Below are 24,510 nucleotides of genomic sequence, written 5' to 3' on the forward strand. Positions count from 1 at the left end.
CGTCACGACGGCCTCGCATTCCTCACGGCACGCACACTCCCGCTCTGCTCTCCAGCGTAAGAACGTCGAGGACATTCCGCTGCGGGCCGTTCACCCCGGGTATCCGGGCGGGCGGTCACCCGTGGGCCTGGCCGGGGAACCGGCCGGGCTCACTCCCCCGGCCAGTTCGGCGGACGCTTCTCATTGAAGGCGGCGACGCCCTCGGCGCGGTCGCCGGAGAAGGCCACCGTCCGCCACGCCGCGTCCTCGACCTCCAGGCCGGCCCGCAGATCCAGCCCCTGCCCCAGCCGCAGCGCCTTCTTGGCGGCCCGCACGCCGACCGGGGAGTTGCCGGCGATCCGCCGGGCCAGCTCCAGTGCCTCGGTCCGGGCCCCGCCCTCCGCCGCCAGCAGATCCACCAGGCCCAGTTCATGGGCCTCCCCGGCGGCCACCCGGCGCGCGGAGAAGATCAGCTCGGCGGCGCGCGCGGCACCCACCCGGCGCGGCAGCAGCTGGGTGCCGCCGCCACCCGGGATCACCCCCACCGACACCTCGGGCAGTCCCAGCACGGCGGTGGGGTCGGCGACGATCACGTCACAGGACAGGGCCAGCTCGAAGCCGCCGCCCAGCGCATAGCCGTGCACGGCGGCGATCGCGGGCATCGGCAGCTCCAGCACCCCGGTGTAGGCGGCGCGGGAGACCGGCCGGTGCCGCAGCATCTCGGCGTCGGAGAGGGAGTTGCGCTCCTTGAGGTCCGCGCCGACGCAGAAGGCCCGCTCATGGGTCGAGGTCAGCACGACGGCCCGGACGTCACGGTCCGCCGCCAGCGCCGCGCAGGCGGCCGCGATACTGCGCGCCATCTCGGAGGAGACGGCGTTCATGGCCTTCGGCCGGTCCAGCACCAGCTCGGCCACGAAGCCGTCCCGACGGACCGCGACCCACTCCCCGTACCGCTGCTCACTCATCCCGCACCCTCCCGGTTAACGACCGTGAACGCATCGTCGGCGATCATTCCAGCTTCCCGGGGTGTCCGGAACCTCATGCCCACCCGGACGGGTCCGGGGCCACCGCCGGGCGGTGGCCCCGGGCGCGGCCGGCGCCGCTGTCACGCCCTAGCGGGACCGCCGCCGCCGGTTGAACAACCCCAGCAGGGCCGACTGCTGCTTGGGCCGGTCCTCCCCCTGCTGCCCAGGGTCCGCCCCGGGCCGGAGCTCACCCGCGGCCCCCGTCCAGGTGGGAAGCGGCAGCGGAAGCGGCGGGGCGGGCGGCTGCGGGGACGCCCCCTGCTCCGTCCCCATCCCCTGCGGACCGCCCCGGCCCCCCTGCCTGCCGACGGGGGCGAACCGCACCGGCAGGGTGATCGCACCCCGTACGAAGACTGCGGACAGCTGCCCCAGCTCCTCCGGCTCACCGGCCAGCGCGAGGTCCGGGATGCGGTCCAGCAGCTTCTCCAGCGCGACGGAGGCGATCAGCCGGGCCGAGCCCCGGCCGGGGCACGCGTGGGGACCCGCACCGAACGCCAGATGGGCCCGGTTGCCCTGCTTGTGCGGGGACCTCAGCAGGGCGTCCCGGTTGGTCGCCGCCAGGCTGATCAGCACGGCGTCACCCGCGCGCAGCCGCTTCCCGGCGAGGTTGGTGTCGTGCACCGGGAAGTAGGGCGTCGTGTTGGCCAGGGGCGGATCGGTCCACAGCACCTCGTCCAGGGCGTCCTCGACGACCATGCTGCCGCCCATGAGGTCCCCGGAGAACCGCTCGTCGGTGAGCAGCACCCGCAGGGCGTTGCCGATCAGACCGGGCACCACCCCGGTCTGCATCCCGATCAGCAGCAGAAGCTGGTCGACCAGTTCCTCGTCGGTCAGCCGCGCCGGATGGGCGATCAGCCAGGACGTGATGTCGGCGCCCGGCTCGCGCCGCTTGAGGTCGACCAGATCGCGCAGCGCCTCAGCGGCGTCCCGGTCCCCGCCGGAGGGATCCGAACCGTCGATGAACACCGCCACGCCCCGCAGCAGCCGGTCCATGATCTCCTGCGGGCAGCCGAAGAGCTGACCGGTCACGAGCACCGGGACCAGCGCGCAGTACGACCCGATCAGCTCGGCCTCGCCCGCCCCGCAGAACTGGTCGATCAGCGCGTCGGCGATGCGCTCCACATAGGTCCGCAGCGCATCGGAGTCGATCCGGCCGGTGCTGTCCTCGATGGCGCCGCGCAGCCGCCGGTGCTCCTCGCCGTCCACGAAGTCGGCCTGCGGCCGGGGCCTGAAGACCTGCGTGGCGAAGCTGGTCCCGGACAGCACGCCCTCGTTCCTGGCGCGCCAGTGGCGGGGGTCCTTGGAGAAGGTCTCGGGGCGCCGCATGATCTCCAGCGCCGTCTCGTATCCCACGCACAACATGGCCGGGACGCCATGGTCCAGCTCCACCGGTGCCAGCGGACCGTGGGCCTCGCGCAGGCGCCGGTAGACCGCGAAGGGATCTCTTCCGAACTCGGGCGCGTGAAGCGGTTCGGCGCCGGCCCCCGCGTGGGCGGGACAGCCCGGCGGAGGTAAGGCGCCCGGATGCTGAGCACTCGAATCGTAAAGCTGGGTCACACGGGCTCCTGGACACCGCCGGGTCCACCCCGCGGGCGGACGCGGACGGTGCTACTTCGACGACAGGACCTGGGATCCACCGAGTGGATCTTGCGGAGGTAGGCTAGCCCAACGGGTGCCGCCGACGCGCCCACTTCAGCCATCCGGACAGCGCCACCGAAACGATCCGGACGCCGGCCCCCCACGATCAGAATCGGGCCACCGGAACGAATCCGGCCCCCCGGGTCATGCGCGACGGCTCAGCAGCCACGGCTCCACGACCCCCAGCCCACGCACCGGCCGCTGCCACATCGGCTGGAGCGCGAACCGGTACGACGGCGGCTCCTCGCCCTCCTTCTCGGCCGCCGCGGCCGCCTCGGCGGCCTCCGCCTCCGACACCGGGGCGTCCCCGGTGCGGCCCAGCTCCTCCGCGAACGCGCCGTCCACCAGGACCGCGTTCTTGGGCGCTATGGACGTCAGCCGGCTGGCCAGGTTCACCGTCGTCCCGAAGACATCGCCCATCCGCGTCGTGACGGTGCCGAACGCGATCCCGACCCGCAGCTCGGGCATCGTCTCGTCATGCGTCAGCGTCTCGATCAGGCGCAGCCCGATCTCGGCGGCGATGCCCGCGTCATCGGCCGCGTAGAGCACCTCGTCGCCCAGTGTCTTGATCAGCCGACCGCCGTGCGCGGCCACCAGGTCGGCGGCCGTGGTCTCGAACGCCTCGACCAGCTCGCCGAGCTCCTCCTCCTCCAGCCGCCGGGTCAGCCGGGTGAAGCTCACCAGGTCCGCGAAGCCGACCGCCAGCCGCCGGTTCACCATCTCCACGTCGTCCGCGGCCTGCACCACCCGGCCGGTCGCGGCCGCGAGCTGGCGCCGGTAGACGTAGACCAGGAACTCCTCCAGCTCCGGCAGCAACAGCTCGACCAGCGGATACGCGATCTCGGTACGGCTCATCCCGGTCTCCTGCGGCTCGGTGAGCCCCTCCAGGAACGAGTCCATCTGCCAGTCGGCGAGCCGGGCGGTGGTCTGGCCGGTGGACCGCGCCACCTGGATGGCCATCGGCTCGCTCAGCAGCCCGGCCTCGACCAGACCGGACAGCCGGCGCAGCGCCAGGACGTCGGCCTCGGTGAGCGCCTTGGCCTGGCCGATGTCGGCGAAGCCCATGGCCCGCCAGAAGCGGGTGGCCAGCTCGACCGAGACACCCGCGCTGCGGGCGGCCTGGAAAGGGGTGTAGCGCCGCTCGGCGCCGAGGATCAGCTGCTCCAGCCGGAGCGCGATGGGGTCCGGCTCGTCCTCGGGGGCCTCCGCGGCGGTGTGCTCCCGCGCCCCGGTGTCCCGTACGGCGGCGTCCGGCGCGGTGGCGTCCAGCGCCTCGCGCCCCTCGGCCGTGCCGGAACCCGCGTCGTCGGCGGTCACCGCCCGCCCCCTGTCCGATCCCTGCGCACTGCCCTTCCGTTCCCTCTTTCCGGCCCGGTTCCGAGCTCGCCCACGGCCGCCCCGAGCTGGACCGACCGCGACCACGATACGTCAGGTGTGCCGTAGCTCACTCTGTACCGCCGGGGTCAATCCCCCCTCGGTACGGAGCGTAGGTGCACGATGTCACCGGCGGAGACCGGCTCCTGGACCCCGCCCTCGGTGGCCAGGACCAGCCGTCCGTCGCCGTCGATCGCGACCGCCTCGCCGATCCGCTCCCGGCCGCCCGGAAGCTCGGCGCGCACCTGACGCCCGAGGGTCGCGCAGCCCGCCGCGTACGTCTCCTGGAGACCGCACGCCCCGGGGTCGCCCTCGAAGCGGCACCACTCCCCGTACCACTCCGCGATCGAGCGCAGCACGGCCCGCAGCAGCGGATCGCGGTCGGTGGAGACCGCACCGGCCAGGGCCAGCGACCCGGCGGTGGGCACGGGCAGTTCCTCCGCGCGCAGCGAGATGTTCAGCCCCATACCGATGACCACCGCGTCCCCGGCCCGCTCGGCGAGGATGCCGCCGAACTTCCGCTCCTCGCCCCCGACCGTCAGCAGCAGGTCGTTCGGCCACTTCAGCGCGGTGTCCACGCCCGCCGTCCGGCTGAGCGCCCCGGCGCCGGCGACCCCGGCGAGCAGCGGCAGCCAGCCCCAGCGCTCCGTGGGCACACCGGCCGCGCCGGGCCGTAGCAGGATGGAGAAGAAGAGCCCGGACCGGGCCGGGGCCGTCCAGGCGCGGTCGAGCCGGCCGCGCCCGGCGGTCTGCTCCTCGGCGATGAGCACCGTGCCCTCGGGGGCCCCGGCCTTGGCCCGGGCGACCAGATCCGTATTGGTCGAGCCGGTCAACCGCACCACCTCGAGCTCGGTCCACAGCCCGCCGGGACGCACCAGCCCCCGGCGCAGCGCGGCGGCGCTCAGCGGTGGCCGCTCCAGGTCGGACCAGCGGTTGTGCGCGTCACCGGGGCTGCCCGAGGTGTCAGAAGGCGTCATGGGGGCCAGCCTAGGGTCAGGAGGTGTGGCCAACGACGCAGTGCCACCAAGCGGTGCCGCAGATACGCTACGTGCCGGTAGCCCAGCCAGCGCAACAGCCGCCAAGCGGCCCGAAGCCCCCATAACTCCCATAGGTCCCGTCTGATTACCTTTCCACCCTCCACCTGAAGAAGTCCGCCGTATCCACCCCCAGGACGAGCAGGAGCCGCATCCCGATGGCCGAGCCGGAGATCGCCCCCGAGATTCCAGACCGTCACACCACCGCGGGGAAGCTCGCGGACCTGGAGCGCCGCATCCAAGAAGCGACCCACGCCGGGTCCGCGCGCGCGGTGGAGAAGCAGCACGCCAAGGGCAAGCTGACCGCACGCGAGCGCATCGACCTCCTCCTGGACGAGGGGTCCTTCACCGAGCTCGACGAGTTCGCCCGGCACCGCTCGACCAACTTCGGCATCGAGCGGAACCGCCCGTACGGAGACGGGGTCGTCACCGGCTACGGCACGGTCGACGGCCGCCCGGTGGCCGTCTTCTCCCAGGACTTCACGGTCTTCGGCGGGGCGCTCGGGGAGGTGTTCGGCGAGAAGATCATCAAGGTCATGGACTTCGCGCTGAAGACCGGCTGCCCGGTCATCGGCATCAACGACTCCGGTGGCGCCCGCATCCAGGAGGGTGTGGTCTCCCTCGGCATGTACGGCGAGATCTTCCGCCGCAACACCCATGCCTCCGGGGTGATTCCGCAGATCAGCCTGGTCGTGGGCCCGTGCGCGGGCGGTGCGGTCTACTCCCCGGCGATCACCGACTTCACGGTGATGGTCGACCAGACCTCGCACATGTTCATCACCGGACCCGACGTGATCAAGACCGTCACCGGTGAGGACGTCGGCTTCGAGGCGCTGGGCGGCGCCCGGACGCACAACACCACCTCCGGTGTCGCGCACTACATGGCCGGCGACGAGAAGGACGGCATCGAGTACGTCAAGGCACTGCTGTCCTACCTCCCCTCCAACAACCTCTCCGAGCCCCCGGCCTTCCCCGACGAGGCCGAACTGGAGGTCTCGGACGAGGACCGGGAGATGGACACGCTCATCCCGGACTCGGCGAACCAGCCGTACGACATGCACAAGGCCATCGAGCACGTCCTGGACGACAACGAGTTCCTGGAGACGCAGGCGCTCTTCGCGCCCAACATCCTCACCGGCTTCGGCCGGGTCGAGGGCCGCCCGGTGGGCATCGTGGCCAACCAGCCGCTCCAGTTCGCCGGCTGTCTGGACATCGACGCCTCCGAGAAGGCCGCCCGCTTCGTGCGCACCTGCGACGCGTTCAACGTGCCCGTCCTGACCTTCGTGGACGTGCCCGGCTTCCTGCCCGGCACCGACCAGGAGTACAACGGCATCATCCGGCGCGGCGCCAAGCTGATCTTCGCCTACGCGGAGGCCACCGTCCCGCTGATCACCGTCATCACCCGCAAGGCGTTCGGCGGCGCCTACGACGTGATGGGCTCCAAGCACCTGGGCGCCGACCTCAACCTGGCCTGGCCGACCGCGCAGATCGCGGTCATGGGCGCCCAGGGCGCGGTCAACATCCTCCACCGGCGCACCATCGCCGCCGCCGACGACCCGGAGGCCACCCGCGCCGAGCTGATCGCGGACTACGAGGACACCCTGCTGAATCCGTATATCGCGGCCGAGCGGGGGTATGTGGATGCTGTGATCATGCCCTCCGAGACCCGCCGCCACATCGTCCGCGGCCTGCGGACCCTGCGGAACAAGCGCGAGGCGCTGCCCCCGAAGAAGCACGGCAACATCCCCCTCTAGCGAAGGGCTGTTTCCATGATCCGGATTGTCCGGGGCAACCCGACCCCCGAGGAGTTGGCCGCCGCACTGGCGGTGGTGCAAGCACGCGCGGCGGCCGCCACGGCCGCCGCGCAGAACGAGGACGCTCCGGAGGAGTGGTCCGATCCGGCCCGAACCGTCCCCAGCCACCGGGTGCCGCACCCGGGCCCCATGGCATGGCGCACCACCTACTGGCCCGCCTGAGCCGGCCACCCACCGCACGACCGCCAGTGCTTCGCGCCGGGGCGCCTGAGTACCCGTACTCAGGCGCCCCGGCGCCACTGGCCTCAGGATCGAAAGCATGCTGTGGTCCGAGCCGCCCGATGAGCCGCCCGAGGAACTGCGGCGGGCCGAGGCCATGCTCCGCCGGGCCCGCACCGTCCTGACCGTCTCCGTGATGCTCGCGATGTGCCTGCTCAGCATGTGGGGATGAGGCCGGGCCGGAGCAGCCGGCCTTCATCCGGGCCGAACGCCGAGACGTAACCCCGATTCGAAGCCGGACCCGGTGCCGGGGCGGGCCCCTCGGGACGAGGGACCAAGCCGCGGCCGAACCCCTGCCCCCGCCTGCGGGGGCGACCGGGTTCGGGGCAGAGCCCTGAGACGCGCGCGGGGGCCCGGCTTACCCTGGTGCGCATGACTGCGCAGCGCACTCTCATCCTCGCCTCCGCCTCACCCGCCCGGCTCGGACTGCTGAAGCAGGCCGGACTGGCGCCGGAGGTGATCGTCAGCGGGGTGGACGAGGACGCGCTCAGCGCCGAGACGCCCGCCGAGCTGGCCCGGGTGCTGGCCGAGGCCAAGGCCACCGCCGTGGCCGCGCTCCCCGAGGCGGCCGGAGCCCTCGTCATCGGCTGCGACTCGGTGCTGGAGCTCGACGGTCAGGCGCTCGGCAAACCGGCGGACGCCGAGGAGGCCACCGCCCGCTGGAAGTCGATGCGCGGCCGGGCCGGGGTGCTGCGCACCGGGCACTGCGTGATCGACACGGCGGACGGCCGCCGCACCTCGGCCACCGCGTCCACCACCGTCCACTTCGGTGAGCCGACGGACGACGAGATCGCGGCGTACGTCGCCAGCGGCGAACCGCTGCACGTGGCGGGCGCCTTCACGCTCGACGGCCGTTCAGCGCCGTTCATCGACGGCATCGAGGGCGACGCCGGAAACGTGATCGGGCTGTCCCTGCCGCTGTTCCGCCGGCTGCTGGCCGAACTGGACGTGCGGATCACCGACCTCTGGAGCGACGAGGCCCACTGACCCGAAGCGTCGCTCACGCGGGGCTCGGGGCGTCGTGGCCGCCGCCCGCCGCCTCGGCGGCGGGCTCAGCGGGCTCGGCGGGCCGCTCCGGCTCGTACCCCAGCAGGGTCAGCACGATCAGCCCCAGCACCACCATCAGCCACCCGAACGCCAACCAGCCCACCAGGCCGACCGCGAACGCCCCCAACAGCCCGTGCACCACCGCACAGGTGATGAGCAGAATGCGGGCGAGCCGGCCGGGGGCCCGGTCGCGCACCGCGGTGCGCAGCAGCACCACCCCGCACACCAGCAGATAGAGGCCGAAGAGGCCGCCCGCGACCCAGGCGCCGATGGACATCGCGTCGGTGTCGAGGCCGCCCATGGACATCTGCTGACGGTCCACGACCAGGCCGAGGATCCAATTCAGCAGCGCTATGCCGACCGCTTCGAGCATCAGCGTCACAGCCGCCACCGCGGCCACTGGTCTGCGCGCCACCGCGTCCCCCTCACTCCGTCGGTGCCGAAGCACGCTACTAACGGGTAAGCGCCGCGACAAGAGGTGTGGACGAGCAGAACACCGCGGCAAAGTTTCCGTTCCTCGTTCGTAGGGTTTCCACAAAGAATCGTGAAGCGCCGCAGCACGGCGGGCCAGAGACCTTGCCCACATCGCGGACCGTGCCGCAGGCCCGAAAACCGGGCGTACCGTGGAGCGACGGGGGATTCGGCCGCTCGCCCAAGGCGAGGTTCACGCTCCGTGTGGTCAAGCTCACGCCAGGAGTCTTCTCGGCGCGAGGTGTCGCCTGTACCTAAACTCGGCTTGTTTCAAGGAGGGAGCCATCGTGCGCAAGGTGCTCATCGCCAATCGCGGCGAGATCGCTGTCCGTGTTGCCCGTGCCTGCCGGGATGCCGGGATCGCGAGCGTTGCCGTCTACGCCGATCCGGACCGGGACGCTGTGCATGTGCGCGCGGCCGACGAAGCCTACGCGCTGGGCGGTGACACCCCGGCGGCCAGCTATCTCGACCAGGCCAAGGTCCTGGCCGCGGCCGCCGAGTCCGGCGCCGACGCCGTCCACCCCGGCTATGGATTCCTCTCCGAGAACGCCGACTTCGCCCAGGCCGTCCTCGACGCCGGCCTGACCTGGATCGGCCCCCCGCCCCAGGCCATCCGCGACCTGGGCGACAAGGTCGCCGCCCGCCACATCGCCCAGCGCGCCGGCGCGCCCCTGGTCGCCGGCACCCCCGACCCGGTCAGCGGCGCCGACGAGGTCGTGGCCTTCGCCGAGCAGCACGGCCTGCCCATCGCCATCAAGGCCGCCTTCGGCGGCGGCGGACGCGGCCTGAAGGTCGCCCGCACCATGGAAGAAGTCCCCGAACTCTACGACTCCGCCGTCCGCGAGGCCGTCGCCGCCTTCGGCCGCGGCGAGTGCTTCGTCGAGCGCTACCTGGACAAGCCCCGCCACGTGGAGACCCAGTGCCTGGCCGACACCCACGGCAACGTGGTCGTGGTCTCCACCCGTGACTGCTCCCTCCAGCGCCGCCACCAAAAGCTCGTCGAGGAGGCCCCGGCCCCCTTCCTGACCGAGGACCAGAACGCCCAGCTGCGCCAGGCGTCGAAGGCCATCCTCAAGGAAGCCGGGTACGTCGGCGCCGGGACGGTGGAGTTCCTGGTCGGCAACGACGGCACGATCTCCTTCCTGGAGGTCAACACCCGGCTTCAGGTGGAGCATCCGGTCACCGAGGAGGTCACCGGGATCGACCTGGTCCGGGAGATGTTCCGCATCGCCGACGGTGAGGCCATCGGCTACGACGACCCGCCGATGCGGGGCCACTCCTTCGAGTTCCGGATCAACGGTGAGGACCCGGGCCGCAACTTCCTGCCCGCTCCGGGGACGGTGACCTCGTTCGTGCCGCCGGCCGGGCCGGGTGTGCGGCTGGACGCGGGCGTGGAGTCGGGCAGTGTGATCGGTCCGGCGTGGGACTCGCTGCTGGCCAAGCTGATCGTCACCGGTGCCACCCGTGCGCAGGCGCTCCAGCGGGCGGCTCGTGCGCTGGCGGAGTTCCAGGTCGAGGGCATGGCCACGGCCATTCCGTTCCACCGGGCGGTGGTGAAGGACCCGGCGTTCACCAGCGAGCCGTTCACGGTCCACACCCGCTGGATCGAGACCGAGTTCCACAACACGATCGCCCCGTTCACCCCGACCGGGACCGACGAGGCCGAGGAGCCCACCGCCCGCGAGACCGTCGTGGTCGAGGTCGGCGGCAAACGCCTGGAGGTGTCGCTGCCCGCCTCCCTGGGCGTGGCCACCGCCCCGGCGGGCGGCTCGAAGAAGCCCAAGCGCAAGGCGGTCAAGAAGTCCGGCTCCGCCGCCTCCGGCGACGCCCTGGCCTCCCCGATGCAGGGCACCATCGTCAAGGTCGCCGTCGCCGAGGGCGACACCGTGGCCGAGGGCGACCTCATCGTGGTCCTGGAGGCCATGAAGATGGAACAGCCCCTCAACGCCCACCGCGCGGGCACCGTCAAGGGCCTGACCGCCGAGGTCGGCGCGTCCATCACCTCGGGCGCGGTCATCTGCGAGATCAAGGACTGAGCCCGGGACGAGGGCTGGGCTTCGAGGACTGACCTCCAGAGGAGCGCCCCGCCCCACCGCACCAGCACGGCGGGCCCCGGCCGGACGCTTCCGGCCGGGGCCCGCCGTTGCCGTCCGGCCGCCGGGCCGGGTCAGCGGCCGCGCACCACGTCCTGGGGGAAGGTCAGCTGACCGTTCATCCACCGCAGGGCCGTGGGCAGCTCACGGCGCCAGGTGCGGAAGTTGTGGCCGCCCCGGTCCAGAATGATCGACTGCGCGCTCATCGGCGGCCGGACCGCGGCCAGGAACTCCCGGGTGGGGCCGTACCCGGACTCGCCCCGGCGGCTGGCGGCCACCAGCACCGACACCTGTGGCTGGGGCAGATGGCGCAGCCGCCACAGCACATCGTGCCCCCGCCGTCTGCGCTCGCCCTCCGGCCCGGGGCCGAACAGGTCGCCGGTGGTGGGGTCGTTGACCACCCGGTAGTCGGGCGAGAGGGCCGCGGCCGCGCCGTAGACGCGCGGATGACGCAGGGTCAGCTGGAGCGCGCAGGTGCCGCCCGAGGAGTAGCCCAGGATGCCCCAGGCGCTGGGGTCATGGCCGATCCGGTAGTGCCCCCGCAGCGCCTCGGGCAGGTCCTGGGCGAAGTAGGTCTCGGCCTGTGGCCCGCCGGGGACGTCCACGCATTCGGTGTCGCGCGGCGGGGCGACCGTGGGCCGCACCATCACGATCACCGCCGGCTGCAACGCGCCGGCCCGGATCAGCCCGCCGGCGGTCTGGGGCAGCCGCAGATGCTGGGCCAGCAGGAAGGACCCGCCGGGGTAGCCGCTGATCGCCACGATCACGGGGAAGCGCTGCCGGGCGTACTGGCGCTGGAAGTACTGCGGCGGCAGATAGACGTACGCCGGGTTGGCCACCTGGCTGCGGCGGCCCAGGATGCGCACCGACTCGACCTTGCCGGTCCGGCCGGAGGGTCCGCTCGGCAGTCCGTGCACCGTGTCCAGCCCCTGCGGCGGGGCGGGGCGCACCAGCCCGCCCGGCGCCCCGGCCGCCCCGGCGGCGCCGCCCCGCACCGGGGCGAGGACCGCCGGTGGCGCGTCGTCCTCGCCCAGCAGTTCGCCCCAGGACCCGTAGAACTGGAAGGTGGTGTTCACCGCGAGGGCCAGGGCGGCCACCCCGGCGCACTGGGTCACGGCGAGGGAGGCCAGCCGGCCCAGCCAGGCCCGTACGCCCCGGCCCGCAAAGCGCGGCCACAGCCAGAGCGTCAGTCCCGCACAGCCCACGGCGAGGGCGATCATCACATATTCGAGTGATCGACTGGTCAGTCCCATCGTTCTTCCACTCCGGCGGACCGCAACGCACGATGCCGACGCCCCGTTTGGGGGCGATCGCGGTGTCCGCATTGCCTGGCCAGGGCGTGCCTGCGGGCACGAAATGGCATGCTTGACTCACGGGCAGGCACGGCAGGGAGGACCGCGATGGCGATCGAGACAGCCACGGCGCACACGCCACCGCGCCCCATGCGCGCCGACGCGCGCCGCAACTACGAACGGCTGCTGGCCGAGGCGCGCACGGCCTTCCTCCAGCACGGCACCGATGCCTCGCTGGAGGACATCGCACGCCGCGCGGGCGTCGGCATCGGCACGCTCTACCGCCACTTCCCCAACCGCACCGTGCTGATGGGCGCGGTCTTCCAGGGCGAGATATGCGCCCTGCTGGAGCGGTCCCGCGAGCTGGCCAAGGCGCCGCTGCCGTGCCAGGCGCTGATCGACTGGCTGCGCGCGATCGTCGACCACGCCAGCACCTACCGCGGGCTCTCCAGGGCCCTGATGGCGTGCTCGGCGGACGAGACCTCGGAGCTGTCCCGCGGCTGCGGTCTGCCGCTGCGCGAGGCGGGCAGCGAACTGCTCGCCCGCGCCCAGCAGAGCGGTGCCGTACGGTCCGATGTCGTCATCGCCGATCTGATGCAGCTCACCAACGCGATCGCGCTGGCCGTGGAGCAGTCGCCGGACGACCCGGAGTTGGCCGACCGGCTGCTGGCGATGGCCTTCACCGGTCTCAAGGCCCGCTGACACGCCCGGGTCCCGTCCGGCCTAGCGACGGCGCGGCGCCAGATCCGCCACCCGCCCCGGCTGCTGCTCCGCCAGCGGCACCGCGCTGCGCAGCTGGGCCGAGCCGGAGCCGCCCGGCGGATGGGGGTGGTTACGGCGCGGCCCCGGCAGCGGCAGGCCCTCCTCGCCGCCGTTCCGGCCCTGGGACGGGCCGAGCCGCCCCGACTGCCGCCCCGCCGCACCGCCGCCCTCGCCCCCGCCGGCCGGGCCGGACCCCGCGCCCGGCCCGGCCACGGCGATCTGAACCCCCTGGTCCGCGAGGGCCTGGAGCTCGGTCAGGGCACGGTCGTCATGAGCGGGCGGCTCGTCGGTCACCAGCCGCGTGATCACATCGGTGGGCACCGTCTGGAACATGGTGTCGGTGCCCAGCTTCGTATGGTCGGCGAGCACGACCACCTCCGCCGCCGCCTGGACCAGCGCCCGGTCGACGCTGGCCGAGAGCATGTTGGAGGTGGACAGGCCGCGCTCGGCGGTCAGCCCGCTGCCGGACAGGAAGGCGCGCGAGACCCGCAGCCCCTGGAGGGACTGCTCGGCGCCGCTGCCGACCAGGGCGTAGTTGGAGCCGCGCAGGGTGCCGCCGGTCATCACGACCTCGACCCGGTTGGCATGCGCCAACGCCTGTGCGACCAGCAGGGAATTGGTGACCACGGTCAGCCCCGGAACCCGCGCGAGCCGGCGGGCCAGCTCCTGCGTGGTGGTTCCGGCGCCGACGACGACGGCCTCGCCCTCGTCGACGAAACCGGCCGCGAGATCGGCGATGGCCGTCTTCTCCGCGGTCGCTAGATGGGATTTCTGCGGGAAGCCGGACTCCCTGGTGAATCCGCCCGGCAGCACCGCACCGCCGTGCCGGCGGTCGAGCAGTCCTTCTGCCTCCAGCGCCCGCACATCACGCCGTACGGTCACTTCGGAGGTCTGGACGACGCGGGCGAGCTCCCGGAGCGACACCGCTCCGTTCGCGCGCACCATTTCAAGGATCAATTGGCGACGTTCTGCAGCGAACACGAAACTGACAGTAACGCCAACGACCGTCTGTTTTCAGCAGCTTGCACCAATTAGCAGAAGTTGTTCATCTGTGAGGGCACGAAGTGCTATAAGGACCGGGTCTACGACTCTTCCTGAGTCTTCCGGGTGTGCAACTGCCGGGCCACCTCGGCGATCGAACCGGACAGCGAGGGGTAGACCGTGAAGGCGTTGGCGATCTGCTCCACCGTCAGGTTGTTGTCGACCGCGAGCGACATGGGGTGGATCAGCTCGCTCGCCCGCGGGGCCACCACCACACCGCCGACCACGATGCCGGTGCCCGGCCGGCAGAAGATCTTCACGAAGCCGTCCCGGATGCCCTGCATCTTCGCCCGCGGATTGCGCAGCAGCGGCAGCTTCACCACCCGGGCGTCGATCTTCCCGCTGTCCACATCCGCCTGGGAGTACCCGACCGTGGCGATCTCGGGATCGGTGAAGACGTTCGCGGACACCGTCTTCAGGTTCAGCGGGGCCACCGCGTCCCCCAGGAAGTGGTACATCGCGATCCGGCCCTGCATCGCCGCCACCGACGCCAGCGCCAGCACCCCGGTGCAGTCACCGGCCGCGTAGACGCCCGGCGCGCTGGTCCGGGACACCTTGTCGGTCAGGATGTGCCCCGACTCCGCGAGCTTGACCCCGGCCTCCTCCAGGCCGATGCCCGCCGTGTTCGGGATCGAGCCGACCGCCATCAGACAGTGGGTACCGGATATGACCCGCCCGTCCGAGAGCGTGACCTCCACCCGGTCCCCCACCCGCTTGGCGGCCTGCGCCCGCGACCGGGACATCACGTTCATCCCCCGGCGCCGGAAGACGTCCTCCAGCACCGCCGCCGCGTCCGGGTCCTCGCCCGGCAGCACCCGGTCCCGGCTGGAGACCAGCGTGACCTTCGACCCCAGCGCCTGGTAGGCACCCGCGAACTCCGCGCCCGTGACACCGGAACCGACCACGATCAGCTCCTTGGGGAGCTCGTCGAGGTCGTACACCTGCGTCCAGTTCAGGATCCGCTCACCGTCCGGCTGCGCGTCCGGGATCTCCCTCGGATGGGCACCGGTCGACACCAGCACCGCGTCCGCCACCAGCGTCTGCTCGGTACCGTCCGCGGCCCGCACGATCACCCGCCGCGAACCGTCCAGCGACTGCTGCGGCTCCAGCCGCCCGCGGCCGCGCATCACCCGGCCACCGGCCCGGGTGACCGAGGCCGTGATGTCGTGCGACTGGGCGAGCGCGAGCCGCTTCACCCGGCGGTTGACCTTCCCGAGGTCCACGCCGACCACCCGGGCCGCCTGCTCCAGCGGCGGGGTATCGTCGGCGACGATGATCCCCAGCTCCTCATAGGAGGAGTCGAAGGTCGTCATGACCTCAGCGGTGGCGATCAACGTCTTCGACGGCACACAGTCGGTGAGCACCGACGCCCCGCCCAGACCGTCGCAGTCGACGACGGTCACCTCCGCGCCGAGCTGCGCGGCGACCAGCGCCGCCTCATAGCCGCCGGGTCCGCCACCAATGATCACGATCCGAGTCACATGCTCCATTGTCCCGCACCGGTGCGGCCGACTTCAGTCCGGGGTGTTCCGGGCGGCGACTTCGGGAGGTTTCGGACCGCGCCCGACGTACGAAGTTGCCCCGAGCTCGCCTGAAGCTCCCACCCCGAGGGGCCCTCCGCCCCTCTCCCGTACCCTCTCACCCATGTCGCTCTACGCCGCGTACGCCGGCAACCTCGACGCGCGGCTGATGTCCCGCCGCGCACCGCACTCACCGCTGCGCGGTACGGGCTGGATCAACGGCTGGCGCCTCACCTTCGGCGGTGAGCAGATGGGGTGGGAGGGCGCCCTGGCCACCATCGTGGAGGCGCCGCGATCCCAGGTCTTCGTCGCCCTCTACGACATCGCGCCCATGGACGAGGACTCCATGGACCGCTGGGAAGGCGTCGGCCTCGACATCTACCGCCGGATGCGGATCCGCGTCCACACCCTGGACGGCGACGAACCCGCCTGGCTCTACGTCCTCAACGGCTACGAGGGCGGCCTCCCCTCGGCCCGCTACCTCGGCGAGATCGCCGACGCCGCGGAATCGGCGGGCGCGCCGCACGACTATGTGATGGAACTGCGCAAGCGGCCCTGCTGATGGGGTGGCCCGGGAGCGGCTGAGACGGCTGGCCAGTACCCCTGGAACAGCGAACCCGGAACACCGAATACAACGATCCGAACACCTCGTCGCCGTTCGTCTACGCGCGTAGGCCACAACCGGCTACCCTCGTGCGCGTGAACGCATCAGTTACTTGGGACAACCAGGACGACCCGCACGCCGCGGCCGACGCCGCCGCCACCCGCCTGCGCGAGCTGACCGGCGCGGATACCCATGACGTCGCCCTGGTCCTGGGCTCCGGCTGGGTACCCGCCACCGACGCTCTCGGGACACCTGAGCACGAGTTCCCCGTCACCGAGCTGCCCGCCTTCCCGCCGCCCGCCGTCGAGGGCCACGCGGGCCGGATCCGCTCGTACCGGATCAACGACAAGCGGGCGATGGTCTTCCTCGGCCGTACGCACTACTACGAGGGCCGCGGTGTCGCCGCCGTCGCGCACGGTGTCCGCACCGCCGTCGCCGCCGGCTGCAAGACCATCGTCCTCACCAATGGCTGCGGCGGCCTCCGCGTGGGCATGCACCCCGGCCAGCCGGTACTGATCAGCGACCACATAAACCTCACGGCCACCTCCCCGATCGTGGGCGCCAACTTCGTCGACCTCACCGACCTCTACTCACCGCGGCTGCGCGCCCTGTGCCGGCAGGTCGACCCGACCCTGGAGGAGGGCGTCTACGCCCAGTTCCCCGGGCCGCACTACGAGACTCCCGCCGAGATCAACATGGCCCGCACGCTGGGGGCCGACCTGGTGGGGATGTCCACCGCCCTGGAGGCGATCGCGGCGCGGGAGGCGGGCGCGGAGGTCCTCGGCATCTCCCTGGTCACCAACCTGGCGGCCGGCATGACCGGCGAACCCCTCAACCACGAGGAGGTCCTCCAGGCCGGCCGCGACTCCGCCTCCCGCATGGGCAGCCTGCTCGCCCAGGTCCTCGACCGCCTATGACCTCGCCGGCCGGGCGACCCACTCCGGGGCTGGGACTCCTGCGCGGCGGCGTCACGGCGCATTGCGCGGGTACTCACCCCTCTGCCAACTGAACAGCGCAGCGCAGGCGGGCACGGGGCCCCCGGAACCGGGGTTGCCCCGGGGTGCGCGGCCGCTTACGTGGCGGTGCCGGGTGCGGGGCCTCCGGGGCGGGGTCCTGGACCGTATATTTACGGCGCCGACGACAGTTGAGCGTGGGGTGGGCCGGAGATTGGCGCCACAAATACACGTAAGCGTCCAGGACCCCGCCCCTCCGACCCCGCCCCCTCCCGTCTCGCCGGCGGCCGCCCCCCGGTGGTCCCCGGCGCCGTCCGGTGCCGGGTCCGCCCGGTGGCGCGGGTGCCGGGGGTGGGTGCGACCCCGCCCCCTCCCGCCTCGTCGGCGACCACGCCCCGGTGGCCCCCGGCGCCGTCCGGTGCCGGGTCCGCCCGGCGGCGCGGGTGCCGGGGGCGGGTGCGACCCCGCCCCCTCCCGCCTCGTCGGCGACTCCCCGCCGGTGATCCCGGGCACCTGCCCGGTGGCGGCTTCGTCCGGCGGCGCGGGGTGCGCCCCCGCACCCACCCGCCTCGTCGGCAACCGCACCCCGTGGTCCCGGGCACCTGTCCGGCCCGGGTACGCCCGGCGGCGCAGGCGCTGGGGGCGCCACCCCGCACCCACCCGCCTCGTCTCCGGCCCCCGGCGGCGCAGGCGCTGGACGGGACGGGTACGGCCCCGCCGCACCCGTCCGTCGGCGACCCCCCGCCGGTGGCATCGGGCACCTGCCGGGTGGCACGGGTACTGGGCGGGGATGGGTCCGATGACGAGCACTCCCCCCGATGGCCCTGCCACGGGCCAGAGCCTGCGAGAGGAGGACCAGCTACCGCGTCGGGGCACGACCGCCGGCCGGGTCCAGTGCCACTGGCGGAGAGCCGCAGGAGGGCGAGAGGAGCGCCGGACCGCACCCACTCGCGAAGCTGACGCCATCGGGCAGGCGCTCGTTGCCACCGAGACGCGGACGCCGACGAGACGCGAGAGGACAGCTACCCACCCCCGGCCCGGCACCCACGCCACCGAGCGGACCCCACACCGAACAGCACCAGGGACCACCCAGGCACGGACGCCAACGAGACGCGAGAGGCAGGGACGCACCCACCCCCACCCGGCACCCACGCCACCGAGCAGACCCCACACCGAACAGCACCAGGGACCACCCAGGCGCGGACGCCAACGAGACGGGAGGGAAGCGGGGACCTGCCCACCCCCGCCCGGCACCCGCGCCACCGGGCGGACCCGGCACCGGACGGCGCCGGGGACCACCGGGGGGCGGTCGCCGGCGAGACGGGAGGGGGCGGGGTCGGAGGGGCGGGGTCCTGGACGCTTACGTGTATTTGTGGCGCCAATCTCCGGCCCACCCCACGCTCAACTGTCGTCGGCGCCGTAAATATACGGTCCAGGACCCCGCCCCGGAGGCCCCGCACCCGCACCCACCCACACAACCGACCGCGCACCCCAGGGCAACCCCGCCCCCGGGCAACCACCAAGCACCCGCACCCGCACCCGCACCCGCATCCGCACCCGAAAACGACCACCCCCCAGGAGGCCCCCCATGGCCACGGAGTCCGACCTCATCGCCCAGGCCCGCACATGGCTCGCCGAGGACCCCGACCCCGAGACCCGCGACGAGCTCAGCAAGCTGCTCCGGGCCAACGCGCTCGACGAGCTCGCCGAACGGTTCTCCGGCACGCTCCAGTTCGGCACCGCCGGTCTGCGCGGTGAGCTCGGTGCCGGACCCATGCGCATGAACCGCGCCGTCGTCATCCGCGCCGCCGCCGGTCTCGCCGCCTACCTCCGCAAGCAGCGGCAAGCGGGGCAAGAGCAGCAGGACGGCCTCGTCGTCATCGGGTACGACGCCCGCTACAAGAGCGCCGACTTCGCCCGCGACACCGCCGCCGTCATGATCGGTGCCGGCTTCCGCGCCGCGCTCCTGCCCCGCCCCCTCCCCACCCCCGTCCTCGCCTTCGCCATCCGCCACCTCGGTGCCGTCGCCGGCATCGAGGTCACCGCGAGCCACAACCCGCCCCGCGACAACGGCTACAAGGTCTACCTCGGCGACGGCCGCCAGATCGTCCCGCCCGCCGACGCCGAGATCGCCGCCGAGATCGCCGCCATCGGCAGCCTGAACGACGTCCCCCGCCCGGACACCGGCTGGGAGACGCTGGGCGACGATGTCCTCGAGGCGTATCTGGCCCGCACCGACGCCGTCCTCACCCCGGGTTCCCCGCGCAACGCCCGCGTCGTCTACACCCCGCTGCACGGCGTGGGCCGCGAGACGCTCACCGCCGCCTTCGCCCGCGCCGGTTTCCCCGCGCCCACCGTGGTCCCCGAGCAGGCCGAGCCCGACCCGGCGTTTCCGACCGTCGCGTTCCCCAACCCGGAGGAGCCGGGCGCGATGGACCTGGCCTTCGCGACGGCCCGCAAGGCCGCTCCGGACATCATCATCGCCAACGACCCGGACGCCGACCGCTGCGCCGTCGCCGTACCGACGACCACGAATCCCACGGCCCCCACGGACGTCGCCAACTGGCGCATGCTCCGGGGGGACGAGGTCGGCGCCCTGCTCGCCACCCACCTCGTCCACAAGCGCGCCCGCGGCGCCGTCGCGACCACGATCGTCTCCTCGTCGCTGCTCTCCCGGATCGCGGCGGACGCCGAGCTGCCGTACGCCGAGACGCTGACCGGCTTCAAGTGGCTGGCCCGCGTGGACGGGCTGCGCTACGCCTACGAGGAGGCGCTCGGCTACTGCGTGGACCCGGAGGGCGTACGCGACAAGGACGGCATCACGGCCGCGCTGCTCGTCGCCGAGCTGGTGTCCGAGCTCAAGGAGCAGGGCCGTACCCTCGGTGACCTGCTGGACGACATCGCGATCGCCCACGGTCTGCACGCCACCGACCAGCTGTCGGTCCGCGTCCAGGACCTCTCCCTGATCGGCACCGCGATGAAGCGGCTGCGCGAACAGCCGCCCACCGAACTCGCGGGGCTCGCCGTGACCTCGGCGGAGGACCTGTCGCAGGGGACGGAGACGCTGCCGCCGACGGACGGCCTGCGCTATCAGCTCGCCGGCAACGGAAACGTCCGCGGCGCGCGCGTGATCGTCCGCCCCAGCGGCACCGAGCCGAAGCTGAAGTGCTACCTGGAAGCGGTCGTCGACGTCCCCTCCGCCGACGCGCTCGCCCCGGCCCGTGCCACGGCGGAGTCGGTCCTGTCCAGCCTCAAGAAGGACCTCTCGGCCGCGACCGGCATCTGAGGTCCGGTCCGGCGGAGGGCCGGTCCGACCGAGGGCCGGTCCGACCGGAGATCGGTTCGGCCGAGGGCGGCCGGCGCAGCCGAAGGCCGGTTCAGCCGCAAGCCGGGGCAACCGGAAGCCGGTCCGGCCGAAGGCCGGTTCAGCCGATCGCCAGCATGACCCCCAGCAGCACCGCCCCCGCCACCGTCGGCGCGATGACCTCGAACGCCCACCGCACCTCGGGCGCCCCCTGGGCGCCCTCGCGCTGGGCGTTGGTCTCGGCCATCTCGCGCAGATCGCCGATCGCCGCGTCGGAGGGGGCCCGCCGGTCCTCCTCGGCCCTGCCCGCCGCGACATGGGCGGACGTACTGCCGAAGGGGTCCTCGGAGGCCGCCCTGGCCTGCTGCCGGGCGGCCCGCTTGCGTTGGCGCAGGGAGACCGGGATGGCCCACAGCTGGTACGTGGCCCCGCCCGCCAGCACCTCGCTGGTGTAGCCGGCGCGCAGGCCCTCGACCGAGGCCCAGGGCAGCGTGATGGTGCGGAACGGGTTGCGGACGAGCAGCCGGTCCTGCCCCGCGTACACCGCCGGGCGCACCGTGAAGGCGATCACCACCGGTACCGCGCACAGCAGCCCGGCCAGCGCCAGCCACGGAATCCGCCCCTCGCCCCGGATCATCGCGTCGATGCCCAGCCAGCCGCCGACCGCGAGCAGCAGCACGCCGCCCGCGATCCCGCCGGTGGAGCGGTAGACCCGGTCCGGGTACGTCTCGGGGGCGGGGGAGGCGGCGGGGGCTGCGTCGTCGTCCGGGCTCGTCATGCGCCCGATTGTGCACCACCCGTCCGGTCCACGGGATTCCGAAGCCGGGGGTGACATCCGGCTACGCGCGTAGATATGCTCATCTGGTGACCATGCCCACCACAGTTCCCGCATACGGCGAAGAGGCCGCGGAGCGACTCGCGTCGATGGCGGACGTGACCGCGAGCGACAGCGCCCTGCGCCGCTTTCTGCACGGCCTGCCGGGCGTCGACGCGGTCGGCCTCCAGGCCCGTGCCGCGACCCTCGGCACCCGCTCGATCAAGACCACGGCGAAGGCGTACGCCATCGACCTGGCGATCTCGATGATCGACCTGACGACCCTGGAGGGCGCGGACACCCCGGGCAAGGTCCGGGCCCTGTGCGCCAAGGGCCTCAACCCCGACCCCACCGACCGCACCGTCCCCCGGGTCGCTGCGATCTGCGTCTACGGCGACATGGTGGCCACCGCCAAGGAGGCCCTGGGGGGCAGCGACATCCAGGTGGCCGCCGTCGCCACGGCCTTCCCCTCCGGCCGGGCCGCGCTGCCGGTCAAGCTGGCCGACACCCGGGAGGCGGTGGCCGCCGGGGCGGACGAGATCGACATGGTGATCGACCGCGGCGCCTTCCTCTCCGGCCGCTACCTCGAGGTCTTCGAGGAGATCCGGCAGGTGAAGGACGCCTGTGCCCGCGAGGACGGCACCGCCGCCCACCTCAAGGTCATCTTCGAGACCGGTGAGCTCCAGACGTACGACAACGTCCGCCGCGCCTCCTGGCTGGCGATGCTCGCGGGCGCGGACTTCATCAAGACCTCCACCGGCAAGGTGGCCGTCAACGCGACCCCGCCCGTCACCCTCGTCCTGCTGGAGGCGGTGCGCGACTTCCGCGCCGCCATCGGTGTGCAGGTGGGCGTGAAGCCCGCGGGCGGCATCCGCACCTCCAAGGACGCCATCAAGTACCTGGTGATGGTCAATGAGACGCTGGGCGAGGAGTGGCTCTCCCCGCAGTGGTTCCGCTTCGGCGCCTCCAGCCTGCTCAACGATCTGCTGATGCAGCGCCAGAAGCTGAGCACCGGCCGGTACTCCGGTCCCGACTACGTGACGGTGGACTGATACGCCATGCCAGTTTTCGAGTACGCACCCGCGCCGGAGTCCCGCGCGGTCGTCGACATCGCCCCGTCCTACGGGCTGTTCATCGACGGGGAGTTCGGCGAGGCGGGCGACGGCAAGGTCTTCAAGACCCTCTCCCCCTCCTCCGAGGAGGTCCTCTCGGAGGTCGCCCAGGCAGGCGCCGAGGACGTCGACCGCGCCGTCAAGGCCGCCCGTAAGGCGTTCGCGACCTGGTCCGCGCTCCCGGGTTCGGAGCGCGCCAAGTACCTCTTCCGCATCGCGCGGATCATCCAGGAGCGCTCCCGCGAGCTGGCCGTCCTGGAGTCGCTGGACAACGGCAAGCCGATCCGTGAGTCCCGTGACGCCGATCTGCCCCTGGTCGCGGCCCACTTCTTCTACTACGCGGGCTGGGCCGACAAGCTGGCCTACGCCGGCTACGGACCCGACCCCAGGCCCCTGGGCGTGGCCGGTCAGGTCATCCCCTGGAACTTCCCGCTCCTGATGCTGGCCTGGAAGGTCGCCCCGGCGCTCGCCACCGGCAATACGGTCGTCCTCAAGCCCGCCGAGACGACGCCCTTGAGCGCCCTGTTCTTCGCGGACATCTGCCGGCAGGCCGGGCTGCCCAAGGGCGTGGTGAACATCGTCACCGGCGACGGCTCGACCGGCGCCGAGCTGGTCGCCCACCCCGGGGTCGACAAGGTGGCCTTCACCGGCTCCACGGAGGTCGGCAAGGCCATCGCCCGTTCCGTCGCCGGTACGCGGAAGAAGGTCACCCTGGAGCTCGGCGGCAAGGCCGCGAACATCGTCTTCGACGACGCCCCCATCGACCAGGCGGTCGAGGGCATCATCGGCGGCATCTTCTTCAACCAGGGCCATGTCTGCTGCGCGGGCTCCCGCCTGCTGGTCCAGGAGTCCGTCCAGGAGGAGTTGCTGGACGCGCTCAAGCGCCGGATGCGCACCCTGCGGGTGGGCGATCCGCTGGACAAGAACACCGACATAGGGGCCATCAACTCCGCCGAGCAGCTGGCCCGTATCCGTGCGCTGGCCGACGCGGGCGAGGCCGAGGGGGCCGAGCGCTGGGCGCCGGAGTGCGAACTGCCCAGCCACGGCTACTGGTTCGCGCCCACCCTCTTCACCGGCGTCACCCAGGCCCACCGGATCGCCCGTGAGGAGATCTTCGGCCCGGTGCTGTCGGTGCTGACCTTCCGCACCCCCGACGAGGCCGTGGCCAAGGCCAACAACACCCCCTACGGCCTGTCGGCGGGCATCTGGACGGAGAAGGGCTCGCGCATCCTGGCCATGGCGAACAAGCTGCGGGCCGGTGTGATCTGGTCCAACACCTTCAACAAGTTCGACCCGGCCTCTCCGTTCGGCGGCTACAAGGAGTCCGGATACGGCCGTGAAGGCGGTCGCCACGGCCTGGAGGCGTACCTCGCCGGAGCAGCCGAACCGACGAGCGAGCGCAGCGAGCGAGAAGGAGAGCGCGACCGATGAAGCAGTCTGACCGCAACGACCGACTCTCCGTGCTCAAGACCTACAAGCTGTTCGTCGGGGGCAAGTTCCCCCGGTCCGAGAGCGGGCGGGTGTACGAGGTGACCGACACGAAGGGCCAGTGGCTGGCCAACGCCCCGCTGGCCTCCCGTAAGGACGCCCGGGACGCGGTCGTCGCCGCGCGCAAGGCGTTCGGCGGCTGGTCCGGGGCCACCGCCTACAACCGGGGCCAGATCCTCTACCGCGTCGCCGAGATGCTCGAGGGCCGCCGGGACCAGTTCATCCACGAGGTGGCCGAGGGCGAGGGGCTGAGCAGGGCCGGGGCCACCGCCGCCGTGGACGCCGCGATCGACCGCTGGGTCTGGTACGCGGGCTGGTCCGACAAGATCGCCCAGATCGCCGGGTCGGCCAATCCCGTGGCCGGGCCGTACTTCAACCTGTCCTCCCCCGAGCCGACCGGCGTGGTCGCGCTCCTGGCGCCCCAGGAATCCTCGTTTCTCGGCCTGGTGTCGGTGATCGCCCCGGCGATCGTCACCGGGAACACGACCGTGGTCGTCGCCGCCGAGGGCGCCCCGCTGCCCGCGCTCTCCCTCGCCGAGGTCCTGGCCACCTCCGATCTGCCCGGCGGGGTGGTGAACCTGCTTTCCGGCAGGACCGCGGAGATCGCCGCCCCGCTCGCCGCGCACCAGGACGTCAACGCGATCGACCTGGCCGGCGCGGATGCGGAGCTGGCGGTGGAGCTGGAGAAGGCCGCCGCGGAGAACCTCAAGCGCGTCCTCCGTCCACAGGCTGTGGACTGGGCGGCCGACCCCGGCACCGGCCGTCTCCTCGCCTTCCTGGAGACCAAGACCGTCTGGCATCCGATGGGCGTCTGATCGAGCCCCTCCCCGACCCTCGCGGCGTCCGTGGCTTCCGGACATCGCGGGGGTCTTTTTCGTCGCACATATTGTCAACAATTTCATCAACAGTTAGGTTGCGAGAGACCC

21 protein-coding genes are annotated in these 24,510 nt (G+C 72.5%); 12 read left to right on the plus strand and 9 right to left on the minus strand.

Annotation, left to right across the window (positions count from 1 at the left end; all coding sequences use genetic code 11):
* Positions 1 to 149 precede the first annotated feature (149 nt).
* The 4 genes from N6H00_RS16910 to N6H00_RS16925 form a co-directional block, all read right to left on the minus strand.
* Positions 150 to 944 (minus strand): enoyl-CoA hydratase/isomerase family protein, encoded by a 795-nt coding sequence (locus tag N6H00_RS16910; RefSeq protein ID WP_268972562.1) that lies wholly within the window; start codon positions 942 to 944, stop codon positions 150 to 152.
* Positions 945 to 1,091: 147 nt separating this feature from the next.
* A complete protein-coding gene (locus N6H00_RS16915) occupies positions 1,092 to 2,393 on the minus strand; it encodes a cytochrome P450 (RefSeq protein ID WP_268972563.1) in 1,302 nt (433 codons plus the stop codon).
* Between the two features lie 393 nt (positions 2,394 to 2,786).
* Complete coding sequence (locus tag N6H00_RS16920) at positions 2,787 to 3,959, minus strand: adenylate/guanylate cyclase domain-containing protein (protein ID WP_268972564.1); 1,173 nt, start codon at positions 3,957 to 3,959, stop codon at positions 2,787 to 2,789.
* A 146-nt stretch (positions 3,960 to 4,105) separates the two neighbouring features.
* Positions 4,106 to 4,993, minus strand: coding sequence for a biotin--[acetyl-CoA-carboxylase] ligase (locus N6H00_RS16925; RefSeq protein WP_268972565.1), 888 nt, complete (start codon positions 4,991 to 4,993; stop codon positions 4,106 to 4,108).
* Positions 4,994 to 5,208: 215 nt separating this feature from the next.
* Between N6H00_RS16925 and N6H00_RS16930 the strand changes: the two genes are divergently transcribed.
* From N6H00_RS16930 to N6H00_RS16945, 4 genes are all read left to right on the plus strand, one after another.
* Positions 5,209 to 6,804, plus strand: a complete 1,596-nt coding sequence (locus N6H00_RS16930; RefSeq protein ID WP_268972566.1) for an acyl-CoA carboxylase subunit beta — start codon at positions 5,209 to 5,211, stop codon at positions 6,802 to 6,804.
* Positions 6,805 to 6,819: 15 nt separating this feature from the next.
* Positions 6,820 to 7,026: an acyl-CoA carboxylase epsilon subunit gene (locus N6H00_RS16935; protein ID WP_268972567.1), complete on the plus strand. Its 207-nt coding sequence runs from the start codon at positions 6,820 to 6,822 to the stop codon at positions 7,024 to 7,026.
* Positions 7,027 to 7,123: 97 nt separating this feature from the next.
* Complete coding sequence (mmpB, locus tag N6H00_RS16940) at positions 7,124 to 7,255, plus strand: morphogenic membrane protein MmpB (RefSeq protein WP_268972568.1); 132 nt, start codon at positions 7,124 to 7,126, stop codon at positions 7,253 to 7,255.
* A gap of 200 nt (positions 7,256 to 7,455) precedes the next feature.
* On the plus strand, positions 7,456 to 8,070 hold the full coding sequence (locus N6H00_RS16945; protein WP_268972569.1) for a Maf family protein: 615 nt from the start codon (positions 7,456 to 7,458) through the stop codon (positions 8,068 to 8,070).
* Between the two features lie 13 nt (positions 8,071 to 8,083).
* Here the strand turns inward: N6H00_RS16945 and N6H00_RS16950 are convergent, their stop codons facing one another.
* Positions 8,084 to 8,545, minus strand: coding sequence for a hypothetical protein (locus N6H00_RS16950; protein ID WP_268972570.1), 462 nt, complete (start codon positions 8,543 to 8,545; stop codon positions 8,084 to 8,086).
* A gap of 343 nt (positions 8,546 to 8,888) precedes the next feature.
* Between N6H00_RS16950 and N6H00_RS16955 the strand changes: the two genes are divergently transcribed.
* The gene (locus N6H00_RS16955; RefSeq protein WP_268972571.1) at positions 8,889 to 10,637 is read left to right on the plus strand and encodes an acetyl/propionyl/methylcrotonyl-CoA carboxylase subunit alpha; all 1,749 of its coding nucleotides are present in this window, start codon (positions 8,889 to 8,891) and stop codon (positions 10,635 to 10,637) included.
* 131 nt (positions 10,638 to 10,768) lie between these two features.
* On the opposite strand, the gene N6H00_RS16960 is transcribed toward N6H00_RS16955, so the two are convergent.
* Entirely contained in the window at positions 10,769 to 11,947 is a 1,179-nt protein-coding gene (locus tag N6H00_RS16960; RefSeq protein ID WP_268972572.1) for an alpha/beta hydrolase, read from the minus strand.
* A gap of 147 nt (positions 11,948 to 12,094) precedes the next feature.
* Here N6H00_RS16960 and N6H00_RS16965 point away from each other — a divergent pair, with 147 nt between their 5' ends.
* Complete coding sequence (locus N6H00_RS16965) at positions 12,095 to 12,688, plus strand: TetR/AcrR family transcriptional regulator (RefSeq protein WP_268972573.1); 594 nt, start codon at positions 12,095 to 12,097, stop codon at positions 12,686 to 12,688.
* 21 nt (positions 12,689 to 12,709) lie between these two features.
* On the opposite strand, the gene N6H00_RS16970 is transcribed toward N6H00_RS16965, so the two are convergent.
* Both N6H00_RS16970 and N6H00_RS16975 read right to left on the minus strand, forming a co-directional pair.
* Positions 12,710 to 13,693: a DeoR/GlpR family DNA-binding transcription regulator gene (locus N6H00_RS16970; protein ID WP_443073219.1), complete on the minus strand. Its 984-nt coding sequence runs from the start codon at positions 13,691 to 13,693 to the stop codon at positions 12,710 to 12,712.
* Between the two features lie 137 nt (positions 13,694 to 13,830).
* Positions 13,831 to 15,279 (minus strand): NAD(P)H-quinone dehydrogenase, encoded by a 1,449-nt coding sequence (locus tag N6H00_RS16975; RefSeq protein ID WP_268972574.1) that lies wholly within the window; start codon positions 15,277 to 15,279, stop codon positions 13,831 to 13,833.
* A gap of 154 nt (positions 15,280 to 15,433) precedes the next feature.
* Between N6H00_RS16975 and N6H00_RS16980 the strand changes: the two genes are divergently transcribed.
* From N6H00_RS16980 to N6H00_RS16990, 3 genes are all read left to right on the plus strand, one after another.
* On the plus strand, positions 15,434 to 15,871 hold the full coding sequence (locus tag N6H00_RS16980; RefSeq protein ID WP_030843724.1) for a gamma-glutamylcyclotransferase: 438 nt from the start codon (positions 15,434 to 15,436) through the stop codon (positions 15,869 to 15,871).
* A 137-nt stretch (positions 15,872 to 16,008) separates the two neighbouring features.
* Positions 16,009 to 16,830, plus strand: coding sequence for a purine-nucleoside phosphorylase (locus tag N6H00_RS16985; RefSeq protein ID WP_268972575.1), 822 nt, complete (start codon positions 16,009 to 16,011; stop codon positions 16,828 to 16,830).
* 1,624 nt (positions 16,831 to 18,454) lie between these two features.
* Positions 18,455 to 20,152: a phospho-sugar mutase gene (locus N6H00_RS16990; RefSeq protein ID WP_268972576.1), complete on the plus strand. Its 1,698-nt coding sequence runs from the start codon at positions 18,455 to 18,457 to the stop codon at positions 20,150 to 20,152.
* Between the two features lie 139 nt (positions 20,153 to 20,291).
* Here N6H00_RS16990 and N6H00_RS16995 read toward each other — a convergent pair whose 3' ends face one another.
* Entirely contained in the window at positions 20,292 to 20,948 is a 657-nt protein-coding gene (locus N6H00_RS16995; RefSeq protein WP_268972577.1) for a PH domain-containing protein, read from the minus strand.
* A 92-nt stretch (positions 20,949 to 21,040) separates the two neighbouring features.
* On the opposite strand from N6H00_RS16995, the gene deoC reads away from it, so the two are divergent.
* From deoC to N6H00_RS17010, 3 genes are read left to right on the plus strand one after another with little or no spacing between them, the layout of a single operon-like run.
* Positions 21,041 to 22,036, plus strand: coding sequence for a deoxyribose-phosphate aldolase (gene deoC / locus N6H00_RS17000; RefSeq protein ID WP_268977004.1), 996 nt, complete (start codon positions 21,041 to 21,043; stop codon positions 22,034 to 22,036).
* Positions 22,037 to 22,042: 6 nt separating this feature from the next.
* Positions 22,043 to 23,527, plus strand: coding sequence for an aldehyde dehydrogenase family protein (locus tag N6H00_RS17005; RefSeq protein ID WP_268972578.1), 1,485 nt, complete (start codon positions 22,043 to 22,045; stop codon positions 23,525 to 23,527).
* Entirely contained in the window at positions 23,524 to 24,399 is an 876-nt protein-coding gene (locus tag N6H00_RS17010; protein ID WP_268972579.1) for an aldehyde dehydrogenase family protein, read from the plus strand. Before N6H00_RS17005 ends, N6H00_RS17010 begins: the two co-directional genes overlap by 4 nt.
* The last annotated feature ends 111 nt before the right edge of the window (positions 24,400 to 24,510 follow it).

Origin of the sequence: Streptomyces sp. S465 (assembly GCF_026898115.1) — a bacterium.
Classification (GTDB): domain Bacteria; phylum Actinomycetota; class Actinomycetes; order Streptomycetales; family Streptomycetaceae; genus Streptomyces; species Streptomyces luomodiensis.

Excerpts from the sequence above, each read along its gene's own strand:
- N6H00_RS16925 (WP_268972565.1), bottom strand. The coding sequence starts at position 4,993 with ATGACGCCTTCTGACACCTCGGGCAGCCCCGGTGACGCGCACAACCGC.
- N6H00_RS16960 (WP_268972572.1), bottom strand. The coding sequence starts at position 11,947 with ATGGGACTGACCAGTCGATCACTCGAATATGTGATGATCGCCCTCGCC.
- N6H00_RS16980 (WP_030843724.1), top strand. The coding sequence starts at position 15,434 with ATGTCGCTCTACGCCGCGTACGCCGGCAACCTCGACGCGCGGCTGATG.
- N6H00_RS16935 (WP_268972567.1), top strand. The coding sequence starts at position 6,820 with ATGATCCGGATTGTCCGGGGCAACCCGACCCCCGAGGAGTTGGCCGCC.
- N6H00_RS16990 (WP_268972576.1), top strand. The coding sequence starts at position 18,455 with ATGGCCACGGAGTCCGACCTCATCGCCCAGGCCCGCACATGGCTCGCC.
- N6H00_RS16930 (WP_268972566.1), top strand. The coding sequence starts at position 5,209 with ATGGCCGAGCCGGAGATCGCCCCCGAGATTCCAGACCGTCACACCACC.
- N6H00_RS16965 (WP_268972573.1), top strand. The coding sequence starts at position 12,095 with ATGGCGATCGAGACAGCCACGGCGCACACGCCACCGCGCCCCATGCGC.
- N6H00_RS16995 (WP_268972577.1), bottom strand. The coding sequence starts at position 20,948 with ATGACGAGCCCGGACGACGACGCAGCCCCCGCCGCCTCCCCCGCCCCC.
- N6H00_RS17010 (WP_268972579.1), top strand. The coding sequence starts at position 23,524 with ATGAAGCAGTCTGACCGCAACGACCGACTCTCCGTGCTCAAGACCTAC.
- N6H00_RS17005 (WP_268972578.1), top strand. The coding sequence starts at position 22,043 with ATGCCAGTTTTCGAGTACGCACCCGCGCCGGAGTCCCGCGCGGTCGTC.
- N6H00_RS16975 (WP_268972574.1), bottom strand. The coding sequence starts at position 15,279 with ATGGAGCATGTGACTCGGATCGTGATCATTGGTGGCGGACCCGGCGGC.
- mmpB (WP_268972568.1), top strand. The coding sequence starts at position 7,124 with ATGCTGTGGTCCGAGCCGCCCGATGAGCCGCCCGAGGAACTGCGGCGG.
- N6H00_RS16910 (WP_268972562.1), bottom strand. The coding sequence starts at position 944 with ATGAGTGAGCAGCGGTACGGGGAGTGGGTCGCGGTCCGTCGGGACGGC.
- N6H00_RS16970 (WP_443073219.1), bottom strand. The coding sequence starts at position 13,693 with ATGGTGCGCGCGAACGGAGCGGTGTCGCTCCGGGAGCTCGCCCGCGTC.
- N6H00_RS16945 (WP_268972569.1), top strand. The coding sequence starts at position 7,456 with ATGACTGCGCAGCGCACTCTCATCCTCGCCTCCGCCTCACCCGCCCGG.
- deoC (WP_268977004.1), top strand. The coding sequence starts at position 21,041 with ATGCCCACCACAGTTCCCGCATACGGCGAAGAGGCCGCGGAGCGACTC.